Below are 12,928 nucleotides of genomic sequence, written 5' to 3'. Positions count from 1 at the left end.
AGAGAATTTCAATCTTTAATTTTTAATTATTTTGAATTGAAAGTTCAACAATAACAATTTTATCTTTATATTCTTGTATAGTTTATACTATGTTATATCTGAAAAGGTAATAAAAAAATTGATATCAGAATTATAGCAAACATTATCTGCAAGAATCCTACTAGTGCCCCATATAATATTGCTTTGGGCCCTTGTTTCATTAAATCTTTTATCTTGACCCTCATTCCTATTCCTGCCAGTGCTATAACTTCAAAATTACCGCTAATCCATTTAAACATAGATGATATAAATTGAGGCACAACCCCTACAGTATATAATATACAAATTATAAAAAAGCCATTAATAAACCAAGGAACATTTAGTTTTCTTTTTTTTATATGTTTTTCCTTGATATTTTCTTCTCTAATAATTTCATTATTTAGTTTTTCTTCCAAAAATTCATCTCTAGAGAAGTCTATTTTTTCATAAAACAATACTACAACTACTAATAATATAATCCTTATTATTTTAAATACTGTTGATAATTTTACTACATCATCTGAAATAAATTTTGCTGAGCCTATTACTTGTCCAACTGATTGTAAGATACCACCAATCATTGCTGATGTCTGAAATATTTCATTCTTATATAAATTTGCGGTTATTAAAGGTAATAAAATCATTAAGACAGTACCTACAATATTTACTATTGTTATAGATATTACCTTATCAGAATTCTTAGCCTTAATAACTGCAGATGTTGCACCTATTGCAGATGAACCACAAACTGCATTTCCTGATGCCATAAGTAAACAATATTTTCTATTGAATTTTAGTTTCCTACCTATCCAATATGTTATTGTAATTGTTAAAATCATTTGTAAGATAATAAATATAAGTCCATTGAATCCAAGCTGTAATATTTCATTCAAATTCAAATTAGCTCCCATAAGAACTATAGAGTAATTTAAAAGATCCTTTTCTGCAAACTTAGTACCATTTTCATATTTATTTTCTTTAAATATAGTGTTTCCTAACACTATTCCTATAAATATAGCAAAGCTTGCTGCTCCTATTGTTGAAAATTTTCCACCTAATATTTTTGAAATAGCACTTATAATTAAACAAACTAATAATCCAGGTATTATACTTATAACTTTCTTCATAATATATTCACCTCAAAATCCATATAACTATTATTATGAATCCTATTATAGATAACTTTTTTTGAAAGGTGAAATATCATTATTTTATAATAACAATAGGTTTTTACTTATATATATTTTTTATCTTTAGTATAATTTACAAATAAATTCATGTTGTTTGAAATAAATTTATCCTTATGTATTATTAAATATAAATCTCTTTCAATTTTTCCTTCTTTTATTCTAAAACTAAATAATTTTCCTAAATTAATTTTATCCTCTATAACTCTATATGAAACGCATCCCACACCTAAATTTGCCTCAACAGTTCTTTTTATTGCTTCTGTATTTCCTAATTCTAAAAAGGTATTAAATTTTATTTTATTCTTTTTCAGAAAACCTTCTGTATGTTCTCTTGTCCCACTTCCCCCTTCTCTCATAATTAATCTTTGTTCCTCTAGTACTATTCCTGGAACTATTTCAAAATTTCTTAAGTTGTTTTTATCTCCACATATAAATACTAACTCATCTTTCCATACAACTTCTTTTATTATTTCATTACAATAAATTTCTCCTTCAACAAATGCAAAATCTATTTTATTTTCAAGAATCAATTTCTCAATATTTTTTGTATTTTCAATTATTAGAGATATTTCAATATCTTTAAACTCACTAGAAAAGTCTTTAATTATTTCTGGAAGTATATATATTCCTATAGTGGTACTTGCACCTATACTAATTTTACCTTTTCTACTATATGTGAATTCTCTTAAGTTTTTAACACCTTCATCATATAAATTCAAAATTCTTCTTGTATAATTTAAAAAAGTTTGTCCCTCATGAGTTAAATATAGCTTTTTCCCTATTCTATCAAACAGCTTTACACCTAGCTCTGCTTCTAACTCATTTATACTTTGACTAATTGAAGGTTGGCTTATATACATTTCTTTTGCTACTTTTGTCATATTTAAATATCTAGCAGTTTCATAGAATATCTTAAGCTTTCTAAAGTTCACAATATCCCCCCCCTTGTTTTAAATAGAAGAACTCAGCAATTGCTGAGTTCTAAAATAACTATTTACTTATATCTTCATATTCTACATCTATTACTTCATTAGAAGAATCATCAATCTTAGTTGAATTTTCATCACTAAAATTAGAGTCAAATTCTGAAGTATAATTAGTATTGTTTGAGTTTCTACCAATTTTACCCGAAAAATATTTGCTTATTTTTAATATAACATAAAGAACTACTATAATAGGTAAAATCCATATCAAAAGTTGAATAGCTACAGATGCAACTAATCCAATTATTAAAAAACTACCTATTATGTATAACCCTGTTTTTAATCCACTATTCATAATAAACTACCTCTTTATTTCATATTGTTATTTTCCACTACTATGAATATATTATACCACAGTAATAAAGTCTTTTCAATAAGAGATAACCAATATTTCTTTAAAAGGTTTGTTATACCTTATAGTTTTTTTGTTATATAGATTTATTTTTTTTTTGCAACTTTTGGTAAAATAGCTCCTAATCCCAATAAAACTAAAATTGTTAATACAGTAAGAGAGATTTGGAACCACCAAGCACTTGAATATGTTTCTACTCCTTTTGGGAACATCCCCATTATACAAGCAAATGCTGTAAAGAAGAAACACCAAATTCCAAATCCCAATGCTATACTCTTGTTTTTTACAAACTTGTACTCTGAATTAAACTTGTCTGAAAGTTTTTTAAGCATTATAAACGCTAAGAATACCCATAAATATCTTAATGGCATTACTACTGAGTTAAGCTTTAATAACCAATCAAATAAAGCATTCATATCTCCGATTCCTAAAGCTGGAACCATAATTAATATACCAACTAAAATAGCTGTCATAAGATATCCATTTATAGGAGCTCCGTATTTATTAGTTTTAGTTAATTTTTTTGGTATATAATTTTTATCAGCATCTCCAATTAAAACTTTAAGAGGAGCATCTATTGAAAATACTAATGCTGATATTTGTGCAAGCATATTAGCTATTGCATACACTATTAAAAATGTATTTCCTAATCCATAATATTCGCCTAACATTTTAAATGCATAATATTGACCATTCATCATTAGATCTTTTGGAATATTATTTGCATCAAACATCATTGCCATAGCCATTGAGCCAAGTAAAGCTGAGACAGCAACCATAGCTGCTAAAATTATCATACCCCTTGGAAACTCCTTGCTTGGCTTATTCATATTATTTACATATGGAGAAATTTTTTCAGCTCCTCCAACTGCAAAAACTAACATTGATAATGTTGTAAAATATGTGAAGTCAAATTTAGGTATAAGTGATTGTATTGTTATATTGGTAGTAGCTATCTCTACTCCTCTTATAGCAGGTGCTGCTACCATTAATAAGATATATAACATAGACATTACAAATACAGAAGTACCTGCTATAGTCCCGATTTTCTTTAAAGATGTAACCCCTCTAGATGCTACCCATAAGAATACTAAAAATACAACTAGTGTTAAACTTTGTGCTACAAGTGTATTCATATTATTTATAAAAGTTCCATCTTGTTTTACAGCCCATCCAAGAGCTATTAAAACTGCCTGTGGCTTTTGAGCTAAATAAGGTACATGTACTACCCAATAAGTCCAGCCTGCAAAATATGCTAAAGTTGGACCCATGGTTTCTCTAATCCATGTACTTACTCCTCCTTTTCCATCTTTAAAAGTTGATCCAAGTTCCCCTACCATCAAAGCATATGGAACGAAATATAAACCAATTATTAATATCCATGATACAACTACAGTTAATCCTTGATTTGCAAAATTATTTACTACATTTCCAAATCCCCAAACTGATACAAAAGCCATTAATGCCAGATTGTACCACCTAATTTTTTTAGCGTCTTCTCCCATAACGCGCCTCCTTAAAATATTAAGTATTAAATCATTAATCCATAATTATTTTACCAACACCAGTATCTTCCGACAATAATAAATATTTTTTTCATTTACATATTTTTATTATATTAACATTTTTTTAATCTTTTATTGATAATATTAATTTTTTTATTATTTTTTCATAATATATTATTATAATTCCCTAAAAATTCTTATCATATTATAAAATGTATAAATTAGAATCACTATTTTGAAAACAATAAAAACTATAAAGTTTTATTTCTTTATAGTTTTTATAAAGCTATTTTATTATTTATATCATAAACTTCAAAACAAATACTGCTCCTACTACTATAGTTGGAATAGTTAGTTCTTTATATTTTCCTGTAAATAACTTAAGTATTATATATGATAAAACTCCAAATACCATTCCATCTGAAATACTATAAGCTAGAGGCATCATTATTATAGTTAAAAATGCAGGTAGCGCTTCTGTCCAATCCTCTAAATCTATTTCTTTAATAGGTTCTAACATAAATAAGCCTACTAATACTAAAGCACTACATGTTACTGCTGATGTAATAACTCCAAATAAAGGTGCAAAGAATAGTGCTAATGTAAACATAATTGCTGTTGATACTGCTGTTAATCCAGTTCTTCCACCTTCCGCAACCCCAGCAGCACTTTCAACGAATGTGCTTACTGTACTAGTTCCAAGACAAGCTCCTAAAGTAGTTCCAATTGCATCTGATAAAAGTGCCTTCTTAATATTCGGAACTTTTCCTTCACTATCTAACATCTTGGCTTTTGTTGCAACTCCAACTAGTGTTCCTATTGTATCAAACATATCCATAAATAATAATGTAAATAAGACAATTAGCATGTCTATTGAAAATATATTATGCCATTCAAATTTCATAAATACAGAACTAATTGATGGTGGGGCACTTATAATGGCATCTGGTAAATTTGTTATTCCCATTGGAATACCTATTATAGCTGTTATTATCATTCCTATAAATAATGCACCTTTAACATTCCTCGCCATTAATATTCCTGTTATAACTATTCCTATAATTGCAAGTAACGCTGGACCTTTTGTTATATCTCCAAGTGATATTAATGTTCCCTCACCTTTAACAATAACGCCTGCTCCTTCAAGTCCTATAACAGCTATAAATAAACCTATTCCAACTGAGATTGCCTTTTTAATATTTTCTGGTATAGAATCAACTATCGCTTCACGAACATTAAAAGCAGTAAGTAAAATAAATATTATACCTTCTAAAAATACGGCTGTTAATGCAAACTGAAATGAGTACCCCATTCCAATAACTACCGTAAATGCAAAGAAAGCATTTAATCCCATACCTGGTGCTTGAGCAAACGGAAGCTTAGCATATACTCCCATTATTAAGGTTGAAATAATTGCTGAAATTGCAGTTGCTGTAAATACAGCCCCACTATCCATTCCTGCTTGTGAAAGTATTGAAGGGTTAACTATTAATATATATGCCATAGTCATAAATGTAGTTATTCCTGCTATAATTTCTCTTTTTATATTTGATCCACTTTTAGTTATACCAAAATAATTATCAACCATTCCATCATTTTTAAATATTGTTTTCATTTTATCCCTCTTTCGTATTATTTTATAAATCCCTGAACTATAATACACTAAATTCCGACAAAATCCAAGTATAAAACGAATATTATTAATATTTTTTATAATATTTTTTGTGATAACATTTTCTTAACTACACTTTTTTATTTTATCTATTATTATAATTCGTAATTAATACTTTAATTCACAAATATGATTTTAGTAAATTGCCAATTTACTAAATAATAATATAGCACCTAAAAAGTAATAAAAAAGTCATGAAAAAAGCCCCGCATAAAGCCATTTGCTAAACACGGGACTAATTTATCTATTTATTTTTCCCCAAATTTTTATCAAATTGGGATGTTTTATTTTAAGTATGAACTTAGAGTAGCCTTACTTTGAATGTTCTTCAATAGCAACTGCAACAGCAACTGTAGCTCCTACCATTGGGTTGTTACCCATTCCGATAAGACCCATCATTTCAACGTGAGCTGGAACTGATGAAGATCCTGCAAATTGTGCATCTGAATGCATTCTTCCCATAGTATCTGTCATACCGTATGATGCTGGACCTGCTGCCATATTATCTGGATGAAGAGTTCTTCCTGTACCACCACCTGATGCTACTGAGAAGTATTTCTTTCCTTGATCAACACATTCTTTTTTATATGTTCCAGCAACTGGATGTTGGAATCTAGTTGGGTTAGTTGAGTTACCAGTGATTGATACATCAACTCCTTCGTGATGCATTATAGCAACACCTTCTCTAACATCATTTGCTCCATAACATTTAACTTTAGCTCTTGGTCCATTTGAATATGGAACTTCTCTAACTATTTCTAATTTACCTGTGAAGAAATCAAAGTTAGTTTCAACATAAGTAAATCCATTGATTCTTGAAATTATAAATGCAGCATCTTTTCCTAAACCATTTAATATAACTCTTAATGGCTCTTTTCTTACTTTATTAGCCTTTTCAGCTATTTTTATAGCACCTTCTGCAGCTGCAAAACTTTCGTGTCCTGCTAAGAAAGCAAAACATTTAGTTTCTTCTCTTAAAAGCATAGCTCCTAAGTTACCATGTCCTAAACCAACTTTTCTATCATCTGCAACTGAACCTGGAATACAGAAAGCTTGTAAGCCTTCTCCTATAGCTTCTGCTGCTTCTGCTGCTTTTGTGCATCCTTTTTTAATTGCTATAGCAGCACCTAAAGTGTATGCCCACATAGCATTTTCAAAAGCGATTGGTTGAGTAGATTTTACTATATCGTAAACGTCTATTCCTTTTTCATCACAAACTGTTTTTGCATCTTCTATTTTACTCATTCCGTATTTTTCTAATACAGGAATGATTTGATTTATTCTTCTTTCATAACTTTCAAATAATGGCATAATACTTTTCCCCCTTCAAACTATTCGTGTCTTGGATCAATAGTTTTAACTGCTTCGTCAAATCTACCATATTGACCTGTTGCTTTTTCCATTGCTTCGTTAGCATCCATTCCTTTAGCAACCATTTCCATCATTTTTCCTAAATGTACAAATCTATATCCAATGATTTCATTATTTGCATCTAAAGCAACTTTTGTCACATATCCTTCTGCCATTTCTAGGTATCTTGTTCCCTTTGCAACTGTTCCATACATAGTACCAACTTGTGATCTAAGCCCCTTTCCTAAATCTTCAAGTCCAGCTCCTATTGGTAGTCCACCTTCTGAGAAAGCAGTTTGGCTTCTTCCGTAAACTATTTGAAGGAATAATTCTCTCATAGCTGTATTTATTGCATCACAAACTAAATCTGTATTTAATGCTTCTAGTATTGTCTTTCCTGGTAATATTTCTGAAGCCATTGCTGCTGAATGTGTCATACCTGAACATCCTATAGTCTCAACTAATGCTTCTTCAATTATTCCATCCTTAACATTTAAAGTTAATTTACAAGCTCCTTGTTGAGGTGCACACCAACCCACACCGTGAGTTAATCCTGAAATGTCTTTAACCTCTTTAGCTTGTACCCATCTTCCTTCAACAGGAATTGGTGCTGGTCCATGATTTGGTCCTTTGGCAACAATGCACATTTCTTCCACTTCTCTTGAATACATCATATTATATCTCCTCCCTAATTATAGATTGCTATAGTCTTATTATGTTTATAACAATTCGTTAAGTATGTAGACTACAAGTAATCGGGACAAATATAGCCCCTCTGGGTTAAATTTATCCTACATCTATAATAACAGATGTAATAAATCCAAACAATATTATATTATAAAAAATATACCTTTTATGCCATAAAAATTTAATACTTGCCATTCAAATACATTTCTGCTATAATAATTTTTGCAGCCAGTCGGCATGGCGGAACTGGCAGACGCACATGACTCAAAATCATGCGGGAAACCGTGAGGGTTCGATTCCCTCTGCCGGCACCAATAATTATAAGAAATGACTTTATCACTAGGTTTAATTACCTTTTGATAAAGTCATTTTTCTTTTAGATATATTTATATTTCTTAGCAAATTACTGTATATTTAAATATTTCATGGTCAAAATAATCTTGAAAGGTGGTTATTTTTATGAAAAAATTTATTGTTCTTATTTTAATTTCTTTATTTATAAATTTTAATATTGTTAGAGCAGACCCTCAACTTAGTACTAATATCTTTAAAGAAGGTATATATGATGTTAATTCTATTAATAGATCATTAGGGACTATTACCACAGTTCAAAATATTTCTAAGGATAAAAATCTATACCTTATAGTCTTGGATGATAAGCAAGCTGTAATACAAACAATAAAAATGACACCTAATTCTGCAAAGTATAGATTAAACGACTTAGAACCTAATTTTAAAATGATATTGATTGGAGATGGGGATGCATTCTTATCTTAATTAAATTTATATGTTAATAATCAATTAAAATAAATTCTATATAATATTATAATTACAATATTTATAAAAGGTGGTTATTATAATGAAAAAATTTATCACTATGCTGCTAATCTCTTTAACTTTAGCTATTAATATTGTTAAAGCCGAACCTCAAGCTGAACCTATTCTACTTACTGAAGGAGTATATGAAGCAAGTAAATTTGATATTCCCTTAAGTAGTTTAAAATATGTTTCAAATTCATCAAATAATAATTTTGCTTACTTTATTATTTTTAATGATGATGAAACTATTCTACAATCAATAAAATTATTACCTAATTCACCTAAGTACGAATTGTACCCACTATCATCTCATTATAGAATAGTAATAATAGGAAATGGTTCGGTTGTTTTATCATAAAATTTTTATTTTTAAAAAATGAGTGAGTAATCTATCTTTAGACAACTCACTTATTATTATTTTTATATAAACATAAATACTTCTATTTAATTAAGAGTTAATTTTATAATTTTATCATCATTTATATTTGGATTTCCTCTTCCATCTCTGTTGTTTGTTGTTATATAAATTGATCCATCTTTTGCTTCAACAACTTCACGTAACCGTCCAAATTCATTTTTCATTATAGATTCAACATTTGTAACCATTGTTCCTTCTTCATTTAATGAAATACTAAGCAATTGACTTCCTCTTAAATTTGCAACTAGCAATCTACTTTTCCAAGGCCCTTGACTTATAAATGTAATACCTGAAGGAGCCCAAGTTTCTTCTCCACTTTGTATTAAAGGCTTTTGTGATAAAATATTATTTGATACCTCATTTCCCTGTACTATAGGCCACCCATAGTTTATTCCTGCCTTTATAATATTTATTTCATCATGAGCTGCTTGTCCATGCTCTGCTTCATATAATATGTTATTTGAATTCCATGCTAAACCTTGAGGATTTCTATGTCCTAAAGAATAAATAGATGAGTTAATAATTGGATTATCTTTAGGAATACTTCCATCTAATTCAACTCTTAATATTTTTCCTGCTAAACTCGTTAAATCTTGTGCTAAATTAGGAATTCCAGCATCTCCCGTTGTTATATATAACTTTTTATCTGGACCTATCTTCAGCCTTCCACCATTATGAATTCTCCCACCTGGAATTTTATCTAAAATTACTTTATCAATAAATGCTTTATTATTATTTTCAATTAATCTAACTACTTTATTATAAACTTTATTGTCTTCTAAATATGAATACATTACATATATATAGTGATTTTGTAAGTAACTTGGGTCTAAAACTACTCCCATCAATCCACCTTCGCCTCTGCTTATGAAAGGTTCTTTTAATGTAATTACTGGTTTAAAATTAAGATTACCATTTTCAATTACCCTAATACTTCCAACTCTTTCAGTAAAATATAACTTTCCTTCATCACTTATATCAATTGCCCAAGGTATGTTCAAATTCTCTGCTATTACTTCTACTTTATAAGGGAATTTTTCTGAAGGAGATATACTTGTTTTAGCATTTGTTAAATTTCGTGACATCATATCAGACAAAAGACTGTAGATTATTCTTTTCATACCATTTCCTCCAATCATAAAAAAATATCATAGTATAAACATTCACTTTGTTTATACTATGATATTTTTATTAAAATGCTCCTTTTAAGTTTTTTAAAAGTTATATAAAAATAGATTCTAATTATATTTATTTTTTATTCCTCTGTATTAGGCTTAACTTCTTGATTCTCTTCAGTATTTGTGTTGTTCTCTGGATTTTTCTCATCGTCTGGCTTTGATTCATTTTCATTAGTATCTGTTTCATCTATTACTTCTTCTTTTTCTGGTTCCTTTTCCGGTTCCTTTTCCTCTTCATTTGAATTTGGATTATTATCTTCATTTATTACCGGCTCTTCATTTTGATTATCATTTATATTATTATAACCGCTCTCATTATTATTTCCATTTATAACAGGGATTGATTCATTATATATTGTTTCATCTGTATTTGTATCTTCTATAATAGCTTCTTCCTTTTTCTTTAATAAATCATTATATAAATTCTCATAAAACAATAAGTCTTTATCAAGATTATTTTCTGTTTTGCTTATATCTATATTAGAATCCAATTCTCTTATTTTATTTTTTAGCAACTTTATCTTTTCCTTTTTTTCATTTTCTAATATTTTATCTTTATTAACATCTCTTTCATTATTAGTTTTATTAGTAGATATTTTTAAAGATAAATTTATTTTATTTATTTTATTAGAATAAATCATACCACTTATAACTACAGCTGCAAAGACTGTTATTAAACCTATACATATTCCTAATTTTATTTTAAAGTTACTATTAATTGTTTTAATTAAGCCTTTAATAAGTTTCATCATCATTACTCCAATTTATATTTTTTAGTCTTATTTACTATATTTTATCAGAATATAGTAAATAATACAAATGAACTAATATACTTTATTAAATACCTATTTTTTCAATTATTAAATTTAAATAATAAAATTATTTAATGATAGGTTCAGTTTATTTAAAACTATTTTTTCATTTTCAATTGAATCTCCTAATCCTTTTATAAATTCTTCAATTTTGCACATGTCTGAATTAGTATCTTTTGAATTACTAAGTATATCACTAGTAGAAATAGCTATATTTTCTATTTTCTCTCCTATTTCCCCCATATAAGCAAATATATTCTCTGTTAAGTTGTTAATTTTTATCGATTCCTCTGATAATAGTTTCATATCTTCACCATAAGACTTTGAAATGTCTATTAGTAAATTATAGTCATCTTTAACTTTTGAATTTAAATATTTAACTAAATCTTTTGAATCTCTAGATATATCATTAAATACAGATATAACACTTAATATAGTTTCTTTTACATTTTTTAAATTCAATTCTGTTTCATCTGATAATTTTCTAATCTCCTCTGCAATTATTGAAAAACCATGCCCACTATTTTCAGCTTTAGCTGCTTCTATTGAAGCATTAATAGCTAATAGATTAATTTGTTTAAAAATAGAATTTATTATTTTCAGCATACTCTCTATTTCTTTTATTATCTTTCCTCTTTCTAAAGATAATTCTATATGCTTAGATTTAGTTTCAAATATATTAAATGCATTTTCTACAGATTTTAAACTCAATTTTTCTATTTGTATTGCTTTTTTACTCATATCATTTGCATTATTAGAATTTTTGATTATTTCTTTACTTATAACCTTAGTAACTGCTATTATCTCCTGTATCTTACATGCTGCAGTTTCACAATCATCATTTAACATCGCAACTTTATCAGATGTATTTAATGTATCTTTTTTAGCTAAACTTATTGTTTTTTTAATTTTATCTGATGAAATTACATTATTCTCACTATTTTCATTACTAGTATAAACCATTTTCTTTGTTTGGTTTAATATATTTTTTATACTTTCTATAGCTAAATTTAATTCTTCTATAACTTCTCCAATTTCATCATTATAATAATCTTTCATTCTATAATTTAGATTTCCTTCGCCTAAAGCCTTGGCATATGAACTAATATTTTTCAATTGCCTGCTTAATTTTTCTTTTAACTTAATTAGTAAGAAATATGATAATAGTATAGCTATGATAATCATTATTAAATTTAATACTATTATTATATTAGATTCATCATTATACTTATTAGATAATATATTTACATTCAAACTATGTTTCTTAAGCAATTCACTACTCTTTTCTTCAATTGTAATTTTTTCGTTGGTTATTTCTTTTTTGTAAAATTCATTAGCCTCAATATAATTTTTATTATCTATAATATTAATTAGCTCTTCTAGTTTAATAAAATAATTATTTATATCTTTTGTATAATTCTTATCTTCATATACATTAATCTTTTCTTGTATTTGTTGTGTTATATTATTATATCTTATTTTATAATATCCTTTAGAAGATACCTTTGTTTCATCTATTACATAAGTTATAATATTATCTAAACTATTAATATTATAATTTATTTCATATAAAGTACTTAATTTTTTATTTTCTATTTGTAGTTTCTCTAAACTATTTCTCCCAAATAGTATTCCATAAACACCTAGTCCACCTAAAAATATCATTAATAATATTAATATATTTATTAATATTATTAATCTATTTACTATATTTCTATATTTTTTATCCTTTTGCTTATTGTATTTTTTAATATTATATACATTACTTTTAATTTAAATCTCCCCCTAAAATTTCTTTATTTGATAAACTCCTTAATTAATTTTATAAATATTAAATTAAATTTAAATTATGTATTTGTTAAAACTATATAAAAAAATTTTTAAAACTATACATATTTATTACAAAATAATTATTTTTCTAATATTTTTCTATAAATATTTACA

General features: G+C 27.2%; 12 protein-coding genes and 1 tRNA gene. 3 read left to right on the top strand and 10 right to left on the bottom strand.

The genetic code is table 11. From position 1 onward, the window contains the following. Positions 1-92: 92 nt before the first annotated feature. The 7 genes from ABDZ60_RS15785 to ABDZ60_RS15755 form a co-directional block, all read right to left on the bottom strand. Positions 93-1,145: a YeiH family protein gene (locus ABDZ60_RS15785; protein WP_047000775.1), complete on the bottom strand. Its 1,053-nt coding sequence runs from the start codon at positions 1,143-1,145 to the stop codon at positions 93-95. A 107-nt stretch (positions 1,146-1,252) separates the two neighbouring features. After that, complete coding sequence (locus ABDZ60_RS15780; protein WP_047000774.1) at positions 1,253-2,140, bottom strand: LysR family transcriptional regulator; 888 nt, start codon at positions 2,138-2,140, stop codon at positions 1,253-1,255. 58 nt (positions 2,141-2,198) lie between these two features. Beyond that, the gene (locus tag ABDZ60_RS15775; protein WP_016207209.1) at positions 2,199-2,486 is read right to left on the bottom strand and encodes a hypothetical protein; all 288 of its coding nucleotides are present in this window, start codon (positions 2,484-2,486) and stop codon (positions 2,199-2,201) included. A 143-nt stretch (positions 2,487-2,629) separates the two neighbouring features. Beyond that, a complete protein-coding gene (locus tag ABDZ60_RS15770; protein WP_343779354.1) occupies positions 2,630-4,048 on the bottom strand; it encodes an amino acid permease in 1,419 nt (472 codons plus the stop codon). 298 nt (positions 4,049-4,346) lie between these two features. Next, complete coding sequence (locus ABDZ60_RS15765; protein ID WP_423219288.1) at positions 4,347-5,636, bottom strand: NCS2 family permease; 1,290 nt, start codon at positions 5,634-5,636, stop codon at positions 4,347-4,349. A 396-nt stretch (positions 5,637-6,032) separates the two neighbouring features. Continuing rightward, a complete protein-coding gene (locus ABDZ60_RS15760) occupies positions 6,033-7,031 on the bottom strand; it encodes a GGGtGRT protein (RefSeq protein WP_016207212.1) in 999 nt (332 codons plus the stop codon). A gap of 20 nt (positions 7,032-7,051) precedes the next feature. Further along, positions 7,052-7,744, bottom strand: a complete 693-nt coding sequence (locus ABDZ60_RS15755) for an iron-sulfur cluster assembly scaffold protein (protein ID WP_016207213.1) — start codon at positions 7,742-7,744, stop codon at positions 7,052-7,054. Positions 7,745-7,988: 244 nt separating this feature from the next. On the opposite strand from ABDZ60_RS15755, the gene ABDZ60_RS15750 reads away from it, so the two are divergent. The 3 genes from ABDZ60_RS15750 (at position 7,989) to ABDZ60_RS15740 (ending at position 8,934) form a co-directional block, all read left to right on the top strand. Continuing rightward, positions 7,989-8,071 (top strand) — tRNA-Leu (locus tag ABDZ60_RS15750). A 145-nt stretch (positions 8,072-8,216) separates the two neighbouring features. Then, complete coding sequence (locus ABDZ60_RS15745; protein WP_016207214.1) at positions 8,217-8,534, top strand: hypothetical protein; 318 nt, start codon at positions 8,217-8,219, stop codon at positions 8,532-8,534. An 82-nt stretch (positions 8,535-8,616) separates the two neighbouring features. Next, positions 8,617-8,934, top strand: coding sequence for a hypothetical protein (locus ABDZ60_RS15740; RefSeq protein WP_016207215.1), 318 nt, complete (start codon positions 8,617-8,619; stop codon positions 8,932-8,934). Between the two features lie 86 nt (positions 8,935-9,020). Here ABDZ60_RS15740 and ABDZ60_RS15735 read toward each other — a convergent pair whose 3' ends face one another. The 3 genes from ABDZ60_RS15735 to ABDZ60_RS15725 form a co-directional block, all read right to left on the bottom strand. Further along, entirely contained in the window at positions 9,021-10,115 is a 1,095-nt protein-coding gene (locus ABDZ60_RS15735; protein ID WP_343779350.1) for a PQQ-dependent sugar dehydrogenase, read from the bottom strand. A 134-nt stretch (positions 10,116-10,249) separates the two neighbouring features. Then, on the bottom strand, positions 10,250-10,921 hold the full coding sequence (locus ABDZ60_RS15730) for a hypothetical protein (RefSeq protein ID WP_343779348.1): 672 nt from the start codon (positions 10,919-10,921) through the stop codon (positions 10,250-10,252). Between the two features lie 117 nt (positions 10,922-11,038). Next, positions 11,039-12,649 carry a methyl-accepting chemotaxis protein gene (locus ABDZ60_RS15725; RefSeq protein WP_343779345.1) on the bottom strand — a complete coding sequence of 537 codons (1,611 nt, stop codon included), beginning with the start codon at positions 12,647-12,649 and terminating at the stop codon, positions 11,039-11,041. Between the last annotated feature and the right edge of the window lie 279 nt (positions 12,650-12,928).

The organism is Clostridium sartagoforme (genome assembly GCF_039521405.1).
Classification (GTDB): Bacteria; Bacillota; Clostridia; order Clostridiales; family Clostridiaceae; genus Clostridium; species Clostridium sartagoforme.
The sequence above is the reverse complement of the archived record's forward strand: the minus strand, read 5'-3'. Positions and strand labels throughout refer to the sequence as shown.

Bases quoted from the DNA above. Each gene is read 5' to 3' on its own strand.
- ABDZ60_RS15785 (WP_047000775.1), bottom strand. From the start codon at position 1,145: ATGAAGAAAGTTATAAGTATAATACCTGGATTATTAGTTTGTTTAATT.
- ABDZ60_RS15760 (WP_016207212.1), bottom strand. From the start codon at position 7,031: ATGCCATTATTTGAAAGTTATGAAAGAAGAATAAATCAAATCATTCCT.
- ABDZ60_RS15740 (WP_016207215.1), top strand. From the start codon at position 8,617: ATGAAAAAATTTATCACTATGCTGCTAATCTCTTTAACTTTAGCTATT.
- ABDZ60_RS15725 (WP_343779345.1), bottom strand. From the start codon at position 12,649: ATGATATTTTTAGGTGGACTAGGTGTTTATGGAATACTATTTGGGAGA.
- ABDZ60_RS15765 (WP_423219288.1), bottom strand. From the start codon at position 5,636: ATGGTTGATAATTATTTTGGTATAACTAAAAGTGGATCAAATATAAAA.
- ABDZ60_RS15775 (WP_016207209.1), bottom strand. From the start codon at position 2,486: ATGAATAGTGGATTAAAAACAGGGTTATACATAATAGGTAGTTTTTTA.
- ABDZ60_RS15730 (WP_343779348.1), bottom strand. From the start codon at position 10,921: ATGAAACTTATTAAAGGCTTAATTAAAACAATTAATAGTAACTTTAAA.
- ABDZ60_RS15735 (WP_343779350.1), bottom strand. From the start codon at position 10,115: ATGAAAAGAATAATCTACAGTCTTTTGTCTGATATGATGTCACGAAAT.
- ABDZ60_RS15755 (WP_016207213.1), bottom strand. From the start codon at position 7,744: ATGATGTATTCAAGAGAAGTGGAAGAAATGTGCATTGTTGCCAAAGGA.
- ABDZ60_RS15770 (WP_343779354.1), bottom strand. From the start codon at position 4,048: ATGGGAGAAGACGCTAAAAAAATTAGGTGGTACAATCTGGCATTAATG.
- ABDZ60_RS15745 (WP_016207214.1), top strand. From the start codon at position 8,217: ATGAAAAAATTTATTGTTCTTATTTTAATTTCTTTATTTATAAATTTT.